We start from the raw sequence: 15,861 nt of genomic DNA, 5'->3' as shown, positions 1-15,861 counted from the left end.
GTTCTAACGCAGGGCCCTGAATCGGGCTCGCGGACAGTGCCTGGTGGGTAGTTTGACTGGGGCGGTCTCCTCCCAAAGAGTAACGGAGGAGCACGAAGGTTGGCTAATCCTGGTCGGACATCAGGAGGTTAGTGCAATGGCATAAGCCAGCTTAACTGCGAGACGGACAGGTCGAGCAGGTACGAAAGTAGGTCATAGTGATCCGGTGGTTCTGAATGGAAGGGCCATCGCTCAACGGATAAAAGGTACTCCGGGGATAACAGGCTGATACCGCCCAAGAGTTCATATCGACGGCGGTGTTTGGCACCTCGATGTCGGCTCATCACATCCTGGGGCTGAAGTCGGTCCCAAGGGTATGGCTGTTCGCCATTTAAAGTGGTACGCGAGCTGGGTTCAGAACGTCGTGAGACAGTTCGGTCCCTATCTGCCGTGGGCGTTGGATGATTGAAGGGAGTTGCTCCTAGTACGAGAGGACCGGAGTGAACGAACCTCTGGTGTTCGGGTTGTCACGCCAGTGGCACTGCCCGGTAGCTAAGTTCGGAATCGATAACCGCTGAAAGCATCTAAGCGGGAAGCGAGCCCTGAGATGAGTCATCCCTGACCCCTTGAGGGTCCTAAAGGGCCGTTGGAGACCACAACGTTGATAGGTGGGGTGTGTAAGCGCGGCGACGTGTTGAGCTAACCCATACTAATTACCCGTGAGGCTTAACCATACAACACCCAAGAAGTGTTCTGGGCCTTGTAGCAAGTGCATGAACTACTCAAATTCAGTGATAGTGATGAAGCAAACTAGCTAAGTCGTTATTCACGTCAGCTTTCCGGATGAAGTTTTTTGCCTGGCGGCCATAGCGCCGTGGAACCACCTGATCCCATGCCGAACTCAGAAGTGAAACGCGGTAGCGCCGATGGTAGTGTGGCATTCGCCATGCGAGAGTAGGACACTGCCAGGCACCCAATTAAACAGTTGTGCACAGATTGCATGATTGGCCGAGAGGATGACACCTCAGTAAGCGGCAGAAGATTTAGCGAAAGCTAACCGAATGCGGAGCGGTAGTTCAGTCGGTTAGAATACCGGCCTGTCACGCCGGGGGTCGCGGGTTCGAGTCCCGTCCGCTCCGCCACTAATTTGAAAGGCCTTCCCTCACGGGAAGGCCTTTTTGCTGTGCGCATTCAGCATCTGAGTCCAAGCAGCCCAATCTGTCGATTGGGCTGCTTTCGTTGTGCCAAGAGACTTCCCTAGTAGTAGATGCAGAGCCAGACGGTGGTCTCGGTAGGATGAGTCCACTCCACCCTGTGCTGAAGGTGCGCCGGGATGTTGATGTAGTCCCCGGGTCCAAGGTGAACGCGCTCCTGGAGCCCGGTATCCGGTGTGATGAAGACCAGAATGGCTTCGCCTTGTATCAGCGCTACCCACTCGTGTTCATCCTGATCGAACCATTCCCCCGTGGGGGTCTGTTGTCCCTGGGAGAGGATACGCTCGATGCGAAAGTGATTGGTGCTCACCAGGTCGGTGAACACCTCATTGGGCAGGGGGGAGGGGATCTGGCCAAGCAGGTTGCCTGTGTGCATGGGCTTGTCTCCGGCTGATGGGGGCTAGCTAAGAGTGTAGAAGCTGAAGGGGAGCTTCCCATGGGGAAGTTGAGGCCTCCAATGAGGCTTTAAATGGAAAAGTTCGGGAAAATGGTGGCTGATCCGCTGCAATCTCGCCAAATTCTTGCTATTTTGCGCGCCATTACGCAAACGATTTCCTTCACACATTCAGGATGAGTTATGGCAACGCAAGAAATGACGGCCCGCACCGGCAATAGCGGGTTTCTGGACTCCTATTTCTCCATCACCCAGCGTGGCAGCACTGTCCGCCAGGAGTTGCTGGCCGGACTGACCACCTCCCTGGCCATGGTCTACAGCATCATAGTGGTGCCGAACATGCTGGGTGCCGCCGGTTTTGAGCAGGGCCCCGTCTTCGTGGCGACCTGCTTGATCGCAGCCTTCGGCTCCCTGCTGATGGGTCTCTGGGCCAAGCTGCCGATGGCCATAGGTTGCGCCATCTCCCTCACCGCCTTTACCGCCTTCAGTCTGGTACTGGGTCAGGGACTGAGCATTCCGGTCGCGCTGGGGGCCATCTTCCTGATGGGGGTGCTGTTTACCCTGATCAGTGTCACCGGCGTGCGCCAGTGGATCCTGGACAACCTCCCCTCCGGCATCGCTCACGGCACCGGCATAGGTATAGGTCTGTTCCTGCTGCTGATCGCCACCAACGGCGTCGGCATGGTGATCAAGAACGAAGGGGCTGGTCTGCCGGTTCAACTGGGTGAAGTGACCTCCTTCCCGGTCATCATGACGGTGCTGGGTCTGGCCGCCATCTTCGGTCTGGAGCGTCGCAAGGTGCCGGGCGGCATCCTGATGGTGATCATCGCCATCTCCATTCTCGGCCTTATCTTCGACCCGAAAGTGACCTGGCAGGGCTTCTTCGCCATGCCGAGCCTGACCGGCGAGAAGGGCTCTCTGGTGGGCAGCATGGATCTGCTGGGCGCCCTCAATCCGGTGGTCATTCCGACCGTGCTGGCGTTGGTGATGACAGCCGTGTTTGACGCGACCGGCACCATACGTGCGGTGGCCGGTCAGGCGGGCCTCATCAACGAGCGTGGCCACATCATCAGCGGCGGCAAGGCCCTGACTGCCGACTCCGTCAGCAGCATGGTGGCTGGCGTGGTGGGTGGTGCTCCGGCCGCCGTCTACATCGAATCCGCCGCAGGTACCGCAGCCGGTGGTAAGACAGGTCTGACCGCTGCACTGGTTGGCGTGCTCTTCCTGCTGATGATTTTCCTCTCCCCGCTGAGCTATCTGGTACCGGCTTACGCCACAGCACCAGCCCTGATGTACGTCGGTCTGCTGATGCTGGGGAACGTCACCAAGCTGGACTTCAGCGATTCGGTCGATGCTCTCGCCGGTATGCTGTGCGCCGTCTTCATAGTGCTGACCTGCAACATAGTCACCGGTATCATGCTGGGCTTCGTGGCGCTGGTCGTGGGTCGTCTGTTTGCTGCCGAGTGGAAGAAACTCAACGTCGGCACCGTCATCATCGCCGTGGCGCTGGTGATCTTCTATGCCGGTGGCTGGGCCATCTAAGGCTTCCGGTGATAGCGAAGGGCCCTGCGGGGCCCTTTTTCATGGCTGTGAGGCCGTTAACAGTTTCCCGCCCGTTTGCCCCGCGCCGTTTCAGATTGAAACGCCAATGCCCCTTCTCCTGTTTCAAATCCGAACCGAACAGGCCGTCATTTTTCTCCCGATTTATCCCGTTAGACTGGCTTCATCAACCATCTGCCTACCCGTGCGGTGGCAAGCCAAGGAGTGAGCCATGAAGAAGCTGATCAATGCCGTCGATGCCGTGGTCCGTGAACAACTGATGGGGATGGCTGCCGCCCACCCCGAGCTCAAGGTCCGTATCGAACCCCACTACATCACCCGTGCCGACGCCCCCGTGATGGGCAAGGTGGCGCTGGTCTCCGGCGGTGGCAGCGGCCATGAGCCGATGCACGGCGGTCTGGTGGGCAAAGGGATGCTGGATGGCGCCTGCCCCGGCGAGATCTTTACCTCCCCGACCCCGGATCAGATGTACGAGTGCGGTCAGGCCGTCGATGGCGGCGCTGGCGTGCTGTTTTTGGTGAAGAACTACACCGGCGATGTGCTCAACTTCGAGACCGCAGTCGAGCTGCTGCACGGTGACGGGGTCAAGGTCGGTTTCTCGCTGATCGATGACGACGTGGCGGTGAAAGACAGCCTCTATACCGCCGGTCGCCGTGGCGTTGCCACCACAGTGCTGTGCGAGAAACTGGTGGGGGCCGCCGCCGAAGCGGGCTATGACCTGAGCCGCTGCGAGGCACTGGCTCGCCGCATCAACAACCAGAGCCGCACCATAGGCGTCGCCATGCACGCCTGCACAGTGCCTGCCGCCGGCAAGCCCTCCTTCACCCTGGCCGACAACGAGATGGAGTTCGGCGTGGGCATCCACGGCGAACCGGGCATAGAGCGCCGCCCCTTCACCGACCTCAATACCCTGGTGGACGACATGTTCAGCGAGCTTGCTGACAACACCCCCTATGGCCGCACCCTGCGCCACTGGGATAGAGCTTCCGGCAACTGGCAGGAGGAGCACACCTTTATCGAGCCGCTGAATGCGGGCGATCGTGTCATCGCCCTGGTTAACAGCCTCGGTGGCACCCCCATCTCCGAGCTCTATGGCGTCTATGGCCGCCTCGCCACCCTGTGCGAAGAGGCGGGCATCCATCTGGTGCGCAACCTGATTGGCCCCTATTGCACCTCCCTCGACATGACCGGCATCTCCATCACCTTGCTCAAGGTGGATGATGAGCTGATGACCCTGTGGGATGCCCCCGTTCACACCCCAGCCTTGCGTCGCGGCTGCTAAGGAGCCTTTATTCTCATGCTAAGCAAACATCAGATCGTCAACTGGCTGCTCGACTGCGAGCACATCTTTGCCGAGCAGCGTGACTACCTCACGGCGCTGGATACCGACATCGGTGACGGCGACCACGGCCTCAACATGCAGCGCGGCTTCACCAAGGTGGCCGAGAAGCTGCCCGCGGTGGCGGACAAGGACATAGGTCAGGTGCTGAAAACCACCGGCATGACACTGCTCTCCTCGGTCGGCGGCGCCAGCGGCCCCCTCTACGGCACCTTCTTTATCCGGGCGGCGGCCAGTACCGACGCCTGTCAGAGCCTCAGCCTCAGCCAGCTTGGCAAGATGCTGAGCGACGGGGTCGAGGGGATAGTCTCCCGCGGCCGTGCCGAGCCGGGGGACAAGACAATGTGCGATGCCTGGTGGCCGGCGCTGGCCGCCCTGCAACAGGCCCAGCAGCAAGATCTCTCCCTCAACGATGCGCTGGACAAGGCGGTGGCCGCCGCTGCGGCCGGTACCGAGGCCACCATACAGATGCAGGCCCGCAAGGGGCGCGCCAGCTATCTGGGCGAGCGCAGCATAGGCCATCAGGATGCCGGGGCCACCTCGACCCTGCTGCTGCTGACCGCCCTGCGTGACAGAGCGAGGTTGTGACATGATCGGAATCGTCGTTGTCTCTCACAGCGCCATGCTGGCGGCCGGCTTGAAAGCGCTGGCCGACCAGTTGGGTAGCCCGGCCAGATTGCTGCTGGCGGCCGGGGTCGATGACCCCGACCACCCCATAGGCACGGATGCCATCGCGGTGATGAGTGCGATCGAAGAAGCAGATGACGGCAGCGGCGTGCTGGTGCTGATGGATCTCGGCAGCGCTCTCTTGAGCGCCGAGACAGCCCTCGAACTGCTGCCTCCTGAGCTGAGCGCGAGGGTGCGACTCTGCCCGGCCCCGCTGGTCGAAGGCACCCTGGCCGCCGTGGTGGCGGCCGGTTCCGGTCTGACGCTGGATGAGGTGGCAGCCGAGGCGCTCGGTGCCCTGGGCCCGAAACAGGCGATGCTGCCCGCCAGCGCGGCGCAGGCCGCCACTGACACAGCCCCCGTTGCCGACGACGGCTGGCTGCGCTGCGAGGTGGTAGTCGACAACCCCCACGGCCTGCATGTGCGCCCCGCCGCTCGACTGGTGGCCGCCCTCAAGCCCTTTGCCGCTGAACTCAAGTTGCAAAAGGGGGACAAAGAGGCCAATCCCCGCAGCCTGACCCGGCTCGCCATGCTCAACGTGCGCCAGGGCGACAGACTCACCCTGCTGGCGCGCGGGGAGGATGCCACCACCGCATTGACCTGCTTCCAGCAGCTGGCAGCGGAACGCTTCGGCGACTGAGGCTCCCATTGCTTTATCAAGGCCCCGCCAGTGCGGGGCCTTGTCGTTTTTTCTGCAAGGGAGTTTCTGTGCGTGACCGCTATCCGTGGTAGTCGGCGGGATCCATGCCGAGCAGCTTCAGCCGCCGCCACAGGGTGGTGCGGCTGATGCCCAGTTGCCGGGCCATCAGGCTCACCTGCCCCTTGCAGGCGTGGGCGCTGCGCAAGATGGCCTGGCGCTCCAACTCCGCCAGGGTGAGCAGCGGTTGCCCCACCACCTCATCCGCCATCCGCTGATAGCCGTGACGAATGGCGGCGGGCAGCGCCTCCGGCGGGATCTGCCCCTGACTTGCGTGGAGCAGGGCATGCTCGACCGCGCTGCGCAGCTCCCCCAGATTGCCGGGCCAGGGATAGGCGAGCAGACAGTCGAGGGCCGCCGGGCTGAACTGGCGCACCGGCTCTCGCCCCTGCGCCCCTAGCTGCTGGCTGATAAGGCCCGGCAAATCGGCCGCGCGCTCCCGCAGCCCCGGCAGCCAGAGCTCGCAGGCTTGCAAGGCATAGAGCAGCTGGCGACCGAACTGCCCCTCCTGCACCTTCTGCTCCAGCGGGGCACTGCTGGTTGCTATGATCCGCACCTTGAGCGGCAGCACGCGGGCCGAATCGAAGCGCTGGATGCGACCTGTCTTGAGCAGTTGCAGCAGCGCCGCCTGCATGGGGGCGGATAGGCACTCCACCTGCTCCAGCACTAGCGTGCCGCCGTGGGCCAGCTCGAACTTGCCCGCCCGCTCCTGCCCCGCCTCGTCGGAGCCCATCAGCTCCAGCGCCATCCGCTCGCTCGGCAGCGCCTGACAGTTGAGGGTAATGAGGGGCCCGGCGGCCCGTTCACTGCCAAAGTGAATGGCCTCCGCCAGCTGGGCTTTGCCTACCTCCTCTTCGCCGCGCAGCAGGATCGGCCCCTGACTCTGGGCCGCCTGTCTGGCGTGGCGCAGCAGCTTGCGCATGGCGCTCGACTCCCCCACCAGCGCCGAGAGCTCGGGCACCGTCTGGCGCAGCTGGTGAATGGCCCGCAGCCGGTCGACCGGATGGAGCAGGGCGATAAAGCTGACCCCCTCCGGCCCCGGCAGCGGCTTGAGGCTTATCAGCGCATTGATGAACTCCCCGGAATGCACCCCGAGCCGCTCCAGCGTCACCTCCACATGACTCAGTGGCGTCTGCCCCTTGATGGCAAGCTGCAACCGCTGGGGCAGCAGCAGGTGCTGCTCCAGCGGCTGGCCGAGACAGAGGGCTGGATCTAGCCGCAGTCGGTTGGCCGCCAGCGCGTTGAGGTAGCGCAGCCTGCCCTGCGGATCCCAGGCCAGCACGCCGTCATCCATGCCGTCGAGCAAAGCGTAAAGCTCGCTCAGATGGTGCTGGGACTCCTGCATCAGGCGCTCCATCTGCAGCAGATGGGCCAGCTCGCGACCGGCGCTGACGGTGAGCGCCAGATCCCCGACCGTTGCCTCCTCCACCCGGCAGACCAGGGCCATGATGGCGACCTGGCGGCCGTTGCTGTTGTAGACCGGGCTGGCGCAGCTGTGCCAGGGGTGCAGGGTCTGGTTGAAATGCTGGGGGCCGCTGACGCAGAGCGGCACTCCCTCCAGCGCCGCCAGATTGATGGCATTGGTGCCGATGCGCCCCTCGCTAAAAAAAGCGCCGGGGCCAAACCCCAGGGCTTCGAGTTCTGCCAGCGTCTCGCGATGGCCGGTGCGGGCCAGCAGGCAGCCGCTCTCGTCGGTGAGCAGCAGGGCGCAGGGGCGCCCCTCCATGAATTCGTAGAGATCCTCGAGGGCCATCTCGCCTGTGGTGAGCAAGTCCCGCTTGCGCTGACGCAGGCTCTGCAAGGTCTGCCCCTTGGCACTGTGGGGCGGATGCCAGAGGGTGGCGCTGGTCTGGTGGGCGCAGCGCAGCCAGGAGGCCTGCAGATAGTCAGGGCAGGGCTGGGGTGGCAGACGGTCAGATGGCATTGTCACTGCCTTGTCCGGCAAGTGCGCAGCCAGAGGGCATACCCATAGCCAGGCAAGGGTTGGAGCGGCAGACGGTCAAAAGGCAGGGTCACATGCAATATCCGGCATAGAGAGAGGCCGACCATTTAACCATGCCCGTTCGCCAGATTCAGTGACCTGCCTCAGAGGGCGGCAATGGCATCCTCATTCCCGCCCGCCGCCCCCTCGGCAAATTGCTGGCCGAGCCAGTGACAGAAGGCGCGGCACTCCGGCATCCCTTCGCTCTCCTGGTGGATAAGCAGGCTCCACTGGGGCCCCTTGACCCTGCAAGCGGAGAGCGGCAGCAACTGCCCCTGCTCCCTGGCCGGTTGGGAGAGCCGTTCGCTCACCAGCGCCACCCCGAGCCCGGCGCTGGCCGCCTCCAGCAGCAGGCCGGGATCGGAGAAGTTGAGCCCCCGGGTTTGCAGTTGCAGATCCTCCCCCCCTTTCAACGTCCAGTGGTGCCAGTCCAGCTCTCGCTCCCCATGGAGGGTAGTGCGCTGTGCCGCCGGTTGGGCCAGCACCGTAGGCGCGGCCACCGGCAGCAACCTGTCCGCCAGCAGCGGCTGATGGCGACACTCGGCCTGCGGCGCGAGATCCCAGCGCAGGGCGAGATCTATGGTCTGTTCGGCCAGGTCGGGCACCTCGTCGCTGGTGAAGAGCCAGAGATCGATGTCGGGGTGCTGGCGATGAAACGCCCCCAGTCGGGGCAGCAGCCAGTGGCGGGCGATGGCGGTGCTGGTGTTGAGCACCAGCTGGTTCGGCTTGCGGTACTGCTCGAGGCGCTGGATCCCCACCGCCAGTTGCAGCAGCACGCTCTGGGTGGTCTCCAGCAGATCCTGTCCCGCATCGGTCAGGGCGACCGAGCGCCCCTGCCGGTGAAACAGCGGCTGGCCGAGCAGCTCCTCCAGGGAGCGGATCTGCTGGCTGATGGCGGACTGGGTGAGGTGCAGCTCCTGGGCCGCCTGATGAAAACTGCCGAGGCGAGCCGCCGCCTCGAAGCCCCGCAGCACGTTGAGCGGGGGCCAGTGTTTGAACATCATTTATTAGCTCCACTTATCACTTGCACTGAAAATCGATCGTTTGTTCGCGATGCCAAGCGGGAATAGTCTATTCCCATCGTCAGCAACCTTAATAGTACCTAATCAGAGAGGGAATATGCGGGAACAGGGAATAGTGGCAAAGGGCTGGTTTATGCCCGCCGAATGGTGCCAGCACGCCGCGACCTGGATGGTCTGGCCCCACAACAAGGCGCTGTGGGAATCCGGCTGGGGCGTCACCCTTGCCGAGGTGCAGCAGGACTTCGCCCGGGTGGTCAACGCCATTGTTCGGTTCGAGCCGGTCAGGCTGGTGGTCGACCCTTCCGCGCTGGCCGAGGCCCGCGCCCTCTGTGACGACAGGGTGACCCTGGTCCCGCTCCCGGTGGATGACAGCTGGTGCCGCGACTCAGGCCCCACCTTCATCTGCCACCCCGAACTGGGCAGCGCCGGGGTGAGCTGGCGCTTCAACGCCTGGGGCGGCAAGTCGGTCCACCAACTGGACGAGGGGCTGGCTCGCCGCATCCTCAACAGTCTGGAGCTGGAGTGTATCGGCAGCTTTCTGGCCAACGAGGGGGGCGCCATCCATGTGGACGGCGAAGGCACCCTGATCACCACTGAGTCCGTGCTGCTCAACAGCAACCGCAACCCGGGCATCAGCAAGGGTGAGATCGAGCAGATCTTCGGTCGCCTGCTCGGTATCGAGAAGACCATCTGGCTGCCGGGGGATCCCGACCACGTCACCGGCGACATGACGGACGGCCATGTGGACGGGGTCTGCGCCTTCAGTCGCCCCGGCCAGCTGCTGGTGGATGCGACCCGGGATGCCGCCTCGACCTACGGCCTTGTGGTGCGGGAGAACCGCCGCGCCCTGGCCCTGGCCACGGATGCCAGGGGGCGCACCTTCGAGCTGCAGGATCTGTACGACGCGAGCGAGGCCATAGACACGGAGGCCGAGGTGTTTTGCGCCTCCTACACCAACTTCTACCTCGCCAACGGCGCCGTCATCATGCCCGCCTACGGGGTGGCGAGCGACCGGGAGGCGGCGGCTGTGCTGCAAGGCGCCTTCCCGCAAAGGGCTGTGGTGCCGGTCTCGATCAACCGGCTGGCCCACGGCGGCGGCGGCATCCACTGCATCACCCAGCAGCAGCCCGCCTGGCCGCTGCGGGGCTGAACGTTGCACGGCGGCGACCAATCACAGGGGAGTAACCACATCATGATCAGGAAGACACTCGGGTGGATGGGCTGTCTGGCCCTGCTGCTGAGCCTTGCGGCCGAGGCCGGGGAGGCCGATGCGGCAACAGGGGAGGAGAAGGTGCTGCGGCTCTACAACTGGGCCGACTACTTCGCCCCCGATACCCTCAGCGCCTTTACCAGAGAGACAGGGATCCGGGTCATCTATGACGTCATGGACAGCAGCGAGACCCTGGAGGCCAAGCTGATGGCCGGTCGCAGCGGTTATGACCTCATCTTTCCCGGTGATACGGTGGCGGAGCGGCTGATGCGGGCGGGCAGCCTGCAACCGCTGGATCAGGGCAAGCTAGAGCACCTGGCGGAGATAGAGCCCGGCTTGCGGCGGCTGCAGCAGGCCTATCCCCACTCACGGGATGCGGTGGTGCCCTACACCTGGGGCACCATAGGGCTCACCTATAACGCAGCCATGATCCGGCAGCGGATGGCGGATGCCCCGGTGGGCAGTCTCGACCTGCTGTTCAAGCCCGAACTGGCGGCAAAATTTGCCGACTGCGGCATCTCCATCATCGACTCCCCCGACGAGGTGCTGGCTGTGGTGCTGCACTATCTGGGGCGGGATCCCCACAGCGGCAAGGCCGAGGATCTGGATGCCGCGCTGGCGCTGCTCAAGGGGCTCAAGCCCCATATCCGCAAGTTCCAGTCCCAGCCGGTGACCCAGCTGGTCAACGGCGACCTCTGCCTGTCGCTGGGTTACAGCGGCGACATGACGCAAGCCAGGCGCGCCGCCGCCGAGGCGGGCAAGCGCAGCGACTTTGAATACCGGCTGCCGAAGGAGGGGAGCACCATCTGGATGGATACCATGGCGATCCCGGTGGATGCGCCCCATCCTGACTATGCCTACACCTTCATCAATTTCGTGATGCGCCCGGCCAACATGGCCGCCATCACCAACAGCACCGGCTATCCGACCGCCAGTGCCAAGGCGAGATCCATGGTGGATGCCACCATGACAGCCAACCCGGATATCTATCTGGATGAGGCCAGCTACGGGCGCCTCATCCCGGGCCAGGATCTTGCACAATCCCAGATGCGTGCCCGCATGCGAGCCTGGACCCGCTTCAAGAGCAGTTTTTGAATCCAAGGAGTAAAAGAGATGTCATCCCGACGCCAAGTATTGAAACAGCTGGTCGCCATGGGAGCGCTGGCCGGACTGAGCGCCCTGCCGCGGGCTCAGGCCGCCACCCCGGAGGCCAAGGCGAGGGCCGTCGGCCGCTACCATATGCCGGACGAGGCCGGGCCCCAGGCCAGGGTCTGGGTCGCCTTCGGTGCCAGCCGTGACATCTGGGGTCGCGATTACCAGGAGGTGCAGGCCACCATAGGACGACTGGTGCAGGCCATGGCGCCCCATACCGAGGTGAACGTGCTCTGCCGCGAAGAAGAGGAGGCTCTGGCCCGCCAGCTCTGTGGCGAGCACAACACCCGCTTCATCCACGCCGAGCTGGATGACATCTGGCTGCGGGATACCGGCGGCGTCTTCGTTCGCAATGGCGAGGGGGAGCTGGGGCTGGTGGACTTCAACTTCAACGGTTGGGGCGACAAGCAGGAGCACGAGCAGGATGGGGGGGTGGCCGAGTGGGTCAGCACCCAGGAAGATGCCCATTATCTGCAGAGCAGGCTGACTGGCGAAGGTGGGGGCATAGAGGTGGATGGCAAGGGCACCGCCATCCTGACCGAGAGCTGCTGGCTCAACGGCAATCGCAATCCGGGCCTCACCAAGGCGCAAGTGGAGGCGGAGCTCAAGGTCAACCTGGGACTGCGCAAAATCATCTGGCTGCCGGGCATCAAGGGTCGTGACATCACCGATGCTCACGTGGACTTCTACGCCCGCTTCGTGCGCCCCGGCGTGGTGGTGATCAACATGGACAACGATCCTGATTCCTACGACTACAAGGTGACCCGCCAGCACCTAGCCATCCTCAAGCAGGCCACGGATGCGGACGGCAACAAGCTGGAGCTGCATGTGCTGCCGCCCCCGCTGGGTGGGAGAGACAATAAATTCAGCCGCAGCCGGGACTTTGCCGCTGGCTACATCAACTACCTGCCGATCAACGGGGCCGTCATAGTCCCCGAGTTCGGCGACAAGGCGGCAGACCGCTATTGCCAGGATCTGCTGGCCCGCCTCTACCCGGGGCGCAAGGTGGTGGCGGTCAACATAGACCCGGTGGCGGCGGGGGGCGGCGGCATTCACTGCATCACCCTGCATCAACCGGCCTGATATCCCGCGCTGGCCGCTTCTGCCGGTGTGACCTAAGACAAGGGGCGCTGCGGCGCCCCTGCCGTTCTATAACGCCTCGCTCAGATCCCCGTCATGCCGATCTCGTCGAGCTGGACGTGGGCGGGTTGGCGCAGGGTGTAGAGCACGGCCTCGGCCAGATCCTCCACCTGCAACCAGCCGGGTTTGCGATCCCCCGGGCAGGACGGGGGTGGCACCTGGACCAGACCGGGGCAGAGGGTATGAACTCGGATGCCATGATGCTGCACCTCTTCCCGCAGCGCCTTGGCGAACCCCAGGACGGCAAACTTGGCGGCGCAATAGACGCTGGCCCTGGCATAGCCGTGTCTGGCGGCCTGGGAGGCGATGTTGATGACGGTGCCATGGCGGCTCGCCAGCATGTCCGGCAGGCAGGCCCGGGTCAGCAGGAAGGTGCCCTTGGCGCAGGTGTCCATGACTCTGTCCCACTCCGATTCCGGCAGATCCTGCACCAGGTGATCGCTGCCGACTCCGCTGTTGTTGATCAGCAGATCGATGGGGCCGAGCCGCTCCCGAGCCTCGGCGTGGCGGGCGCGCACCTGGTCGCCGTCGCACACATCAAGCGCCAGCGCCATGACTCTCACCCCGTATCGTGTCTCCAGTCTGGCCGCTTCCTGCTCCAGCAGCCCCTGGCGGCGGGAAGCCAGGATCAGCTCCACCCCCTGGCTGGCCAGGGCCTCGGCGATGGCCAGCCCTATGCCGCTGGCCCCGCCGCTGATCAGGGCCCGTTTTGCTCTCAGTGCGTTCATCTTGTCTCCCCCTCCAATGGAGCAGGCATTGTGGCGGCAGGGGCCCGGGGAGCCTAGGGGAGGGAGGGGGCGGATTCGAACCCTGGTTCGTGTTTTGGCGAGACGATTCGAACTTTGGTTCTATCTGGGCCGCGACCGGGCCCAGGCGGTGCAAAAAAAAGACGCCGCCCAGTGGGCGGCGTCTTGCTTCTCTTGCCAGCGGCTCAGTTCGCCGGGGGCGACGCGGGCGCCTCCAGGGCGGGCGTTTGCTCCCCCTCTTTTATCCAGGCATCCAGCAGGGTGTAGCCCACCGCAAGCACCACTGGGCCTATAAAGAGCCCTATGATGCCGAGCGCCAGCAGGCCGCCGATGACACCGACCAGGATCAGGATCAGGGGCAGATCGGCCCCGCGCTTGATGAGGAAGGGGCGCAGGAAGTTGTCCATGGTACCCGCCAGCAGGGACCAGACCAGCAGGAAGGTGCCCCAGGTGGTATCCCCGCTCCAGTAGAGGTAACCCACGCTGGCCAGCAGCACCGGGAAGGGACCTATCTGGGCGACGATCAGCAGGAACATCAGCACCACCAGGATCATGACGTAGGGAATGCCGGCAATCAGCAGGCCTATCCCGGCCACCGAGGATTGTACCAGGGCGGTCACCACCACCCCCATGGCGACGGCACGGATGGCCTGGGAGGCGAGCACGACGGCGTTGTCACCACGCTGGCCCGCCAGGCGGTGGGCGAAGCGGCGAATGCCGTCGGCGGCCTTCTCCCCCGAGTGATAGAGCAGGCCGCAGATGGCCACCGTCAGCAGGAAGTGGACGAACAGCAGGCCGAGGTTGCCCGCCTGGGAGGCGAGCCAGCGGGCTGTCTGGCCGAAGTAGGGGGCCAGCTTGGTGAACAGCACCTGGCCGCCGCTCGCCAGTATCTGCTGCCAGAACTCAAACAGCTTGTCGCCGACCAGAGGCACCTGTTGCAGCCAGAGCAGCGCGGGGGGCGGGGAGTGGCTGATGCGGGTGCCCAGCTCGATCAGCATGGGGGCCTTCTCCGCCACATTGGCCAGCGCCATGAACAGGGGGATGACGAACATCAGCAGCAGAATGCAGCTCATCAGCAGGGCCGCCAGGGCGCGCTTGCCCCACAGCAGGCGCTGGGCCATCTGCATCAGCGGCCAGGTGGCTATGGTGATCATGGTGGCCCAGACCAGGGCGGGCAGGAAGGGGCGCAGCACCATGAAGCACGAGATGATGAGCAGGCTGAGAAACAGCAGGCCCAGGGTGATCTTGGCCAAATCCACTTTTTTCATATGCATTGCATTCCCTTTAACGAGGGGTGGGGCGTCGGGATCCGGCGCCAGTATTGATAAAAGACAGCAGCCACCAGAGCGCGGCACTCAGCCAGAACCCCAGGCAGCCATAGAGTAACCCTTTTCCCGCCAGGATCAGCAGCGAGCTGTCGGTCAGCAGAGGGAGCACAAACAGCCCCCCTGCGATGAGCAGGCCGCCCGCCAGGGCCAGCAGTGTGGCATGGAGGGCGGGAGCTGGGTGTCGTTCGAGTTGTAGCAGATTACCCGATACCAGCCCCAGGGTGAACATGGCGAGCCCTGCCAGGGCGCTGGATTGGGTCAGCCAGCCCGCCAGGGCGCTGGCCAGCAACAGTAGCGCCCAGGGAGCTTGGCGCTGCGCCAGTGCCGCCAGGGGGGAGCGCAGCGCCAGCAGCAGGGCACCGAGACCCAGGCCGGCCGCCACGTCCGAGATAAAGTGCACGCCGAGCCAGACGCGGGCCAGCCCGGCCAGGGCCGCCAGCAGCAGGGCCAGCCCCATGCCCTGCCAGGCTTTGAGGGTGGGCAGGGCGCCGAGCAGCAGGCCCCAGAACAACAGGGTCGAGGCGGTGTGGCCGCTCGGCATGCCAAAGCCCTGGGCGCTCCGTTGCCCCAGCATGGGGTCGAGGTGGAAGGGCCTGGGCCAGGCTATCCCCTCCTTGAGCAGTTGCACCAAGAGGGTGAGCAGCACCATGGCAAACAGCAGGTTGCGCAGCCTTGGCCAGCCCAGCAAGGGGAGCAAGAAGGGGAGCAGGGCCAGCTGGAAGGCCGCCGATCCCAGCAGGTTGCCGACCTCAAGCCAGCTCGCGTTTGGCCCCAGCCACTGCTGCAGGCGCTGGATCAGCGGCAGTTCGGCCCTGTGCAGGGCGCTGCCTTCGGGGCTGAAGTCCGACACCCACTGCACCTCGCTCTCGGGGACCTGGGCCAGCCTGGGAGTGATCCAGTCGAGTTGCGTCGGGAAGCGACGCTGATCATGGGGCAGGCGGGCGGCCTCTATCAGCCTGGCATTGAGGATCTCGCCGCCGAGGTTGGGGGCCTGGAGCAGGGAGACAAAACCCGAGCCGCGCTGGGCCCGGATGGGGGTCAGCGTCTGGCAGGCGAACAGTTGGGCCCGCTGCCAGCGCCCGAGATCGGCGGTGATGCGGCCGTGCAACCCTGTCTCCTCGAACAGCTCCCGCAGGGCCGCCTGGGCGGGCGTCTCGCCCCCGTCTATGTAGCCGCCACTCAGGCTGTAGCGATCGGAGATCCTGTCCTGGACCAGCAACAGTTCCTGCTGATGGCGGATCACGCAGGCGGCCGCCCCGGGGGGCGCCTCGGCGGCGAACAGGGAAGATGACAGGGAGCCGAGCAGCAGAAGCAGTAAAAGAGCGGGTCTGAGCATGATGGCGCGACTAAGGGAATAGATGGGGACAAGGGTCACAGAAATCAGATACTTGGGCAATGACTTCCGGTGGATGGCCGGCGCCGGCAGGGGGCGT

General features: G+C 64.4%; 13 protein-coding genes, 1 tRNA gene and 2 rRNA genes (1 of these 16 cut by a window edge). 10 read left to right on the top strand and 6 right to left on the bottom strand.

Translation table 11 applies throughout. From position 1 onward, the window contains the following. The 3 genes from ACFWHB_RS19880 to ACFWHB_RS19870 all read left to right on the top strand — a co-directional run. Positions 1–713: ribosomal RNA gene (locus tag ACFWHB_RS19880) — 23S ribosomal RNA — on the top strand; it begins 2,176 nt to the left of the window's first position. Positions 714–835: 122 nt separating this feature from the next. After that, positions 836–950, top strand: a 5S ribosomal RNA gene (gene rrf / locus ACFWHB_RS19875). A 94-nt stretch (positions 951–1,044) separates the two neighbouring features. After that, positions 1,045–1,121: transfer RNA gene (locus tag ACFWHB_RS19870), tRNA-Asp, on the top strand. A 115-nt stretch (positions 1,122–1,236) separates the two neighbouring features. Here the strand turns inward: ACFWHB_RS19870 and ACFWHB_RS19865 are convergent. Beyond that, a complete protein-coding gene (locus ACFWHB_RS19865; protein ID WP_033130088.1) occupies positions 1,237–1,569 on the bottom strand; it encodes a cupin domain-containing protein in 333 nt (110 codons plus the stop codon). 201 nt (positions 1,570–1,770) lie between these two features. Here ACFWHB_RS19865 and ACFWHB_RS19860 point away from each other — a divergent pair, with 201 nt between their 5' ends. The 4 genes from ACFWHB_RS19860 to dhaM all read left to right on the top strand — a co-directional run bounded on the left by ACFWHB_RS19860 (position 1,771) and on the right by dhaM (position 5,792). Then, positions 1,771–3,129 (top strand): NCS2 family permease, encoded by a 1,359-nt coding sequence (locus ACFWHB_RS19860; RefSeq protein WP_395949117.1) that lies wholly within the window; start codon positions 1,771–1,773, stop codon positions 3,127–3,129. 229 nt (positions 3,130–3,358) lie between these two features. After that, a complete protein-coding gene (gene dhaK, locus ACFWHB_RS19855) occupies positions 3,359–4,429 on the top strand; it encodes a dihydroxyacetone kinase subunit DhaK (RefSeq protein WP_395949116.1) in 1,071 nt (356 codons plus the stop codon). 15 nt (positions 4,430–4,444) lie between these two features. Next, entirely contained in the window at positions 4,445–5,074 is a 630-nt protein-coding gene (dhaL, locus tag ACFWHB_RS19850) for a dihydroxyacetone kinase subunit DhaL (RefSeq protein WP_106885576.1), read from the top strand. Position 5,075: 1 nt separating this feature from the next. Next, positions 5,076–5,792 carry a dihydroxyacetone kinase phosphoryl donor subunit DhaM gene (dhaM, locus tag ACFWHB_RS19845; RefSeq protein WP_395949115.1) on the top strand — a complete coding sequence of 239 codons (717 nt, stop codon included), beginning with the start codon at positions 5,076–5,078 and terminating at the stop codon, positions 5,790–5,792. A 79-nt stretch (positions 5,793–5,871) separates the two neighbouring features. On the opposite strand, the gene dhaR is transcribed toward dhaM, so the two are convergent. Both dhaR and ACFWHB_RS19835 read right to left on the bottom strand, forming a co-directional pair. Next, positions 5,872–7,773 (bottom strand): dihydroxyacetone kinase operon transcriptional regulator DhaR, encoded by a 1,902-nt coding sequence (gene dhaR, locus ACFWHB_RS19840; protein ID WP_395949114.1) that lies wholly within the window; start codon positions 7,771–7,773, stop codon positions 5,872–5,874. Positions 7,774–7,934: 161 nt separating this feature from the next. Continuing rightward, positions 7,935–8,834, bottom strand: coding sequence for a LysR substrate-binding domain-containing protein (locus ACFWHB_RS19835; RefSeq protein WP_395949113.1), 900 nt, complete (start codon positions 8,832–8,834; stop codon positions 7,935–7,937). Between the two features lie 115 nt (positions 8,835–8,949). On the opposite strand from ACFWHB_RS19835, the gene ACFWHB_RS19830 reads away from it, so the two are divergent. From ACFWHB_RS19830 to ACFWHB_RS19820, 3 genes are read left to right on the top strand one after another with little or no spacing between them, the layout of a single operon-like run. Beyond that, positions 8,950–10,002: an agmatine deiminase family protein gene (locus tag ACFWHB_RS19830; protein WP_395949112.1), complete on the top strand. Its 1,053-nt coding sequence runs from the start codon at positions 8,950–8,952 to the stop codon at positions 10,000–10,002. Between the two features lie 42 nt (positions 10,003–10,044). Beyond that, complete coding sequence (locus tag ACFWHB_RS19825; RefSeq protein WP_395949111.1) at positions 10,045–11,157, top strand: extracellular solute-binding protein; 1,113 nt, start codon at positions 10,045–10,047, stop codon at positions 11,155–11,157. An 18-nt stretch (positions 11,158–11,175) separates the two neighbouring features. Then, complete coding sequence (locus ACFWHB_RS19820; RefSeq protein WP_395949110.1) at positions 11,176–12,297, top strand: agmatine deiminase family protein; 1,122 nt, start codon at positions 11,176–11,178, stop codon at positions 12,295–12,297. A gap of 80 nt (positions 12,298–12,377) precedes the next feature. Here the strand turns inward: ACFWHB_RS19820 and ACFWHB_RS19815 are convergent, their stop codons facing one another. The 3 genes from ACFWHB_RS19815 to ACFWHB_RS19805 form a co-directional block, all read right to left on the bottom strand. Next, positions 12,378–13,082 (bottom strand): SDR family oxidoreductase, encoded by a 705-nt coding sequence (locus tag ACFWHB_RS19815; RefSeq protein ID WP_395949109.1) that lies wholly within the window; start codon positions 13,080–13,082, stop codon positions 12,378–12,380. A 203-nt stretch (positions 13,083–13,285) separates the two neighbouring features. Further along, the gene (gene ydiK / locus ACFWHB_RS19810; protein ID WP_162520203.1) at positions 13,286–14,374 is read right to left on the bottom strand and encodes an AI-2E family transporter YdiK; all 1,089 of its coding nucleotides are present in this window, start codon (positions 14,372–14,374) and stop codon (positions 13,286–13,288) included. 10 nt (positions 14,375–14,384) lie between these two features. Next, complete coding sequence (locus ACFWHB_RS19805; protein ID WP_395949108.1) at positions 14,385–15,764, bottom strand: bifunctional NUDIX hydrolase/phosphatase PAP2 family protein; 1,380 nt, start codon at positions 15,762–15,764, stop codon at positions 14,385–14,387. Positions 15,765–15,861: the final 97 nt, after the last annotated feature.

Origin of the sequence: Aeromonas mytilicola subsp. aquatica, assembly GCF_044336385.1 — a bacterium.
Taxonomy (GTDB): Bacteria; Pseudomonadota; Gammaproteobacteria; order Enterobacterales; family Aeromonadaceae; genus Aeromonas; species Aeromonas rivipollensis.
Note: the sequence above shows the minus strand (reverse complement) of the source record. Positions and strands in the feature narration are given on the sequence as shown.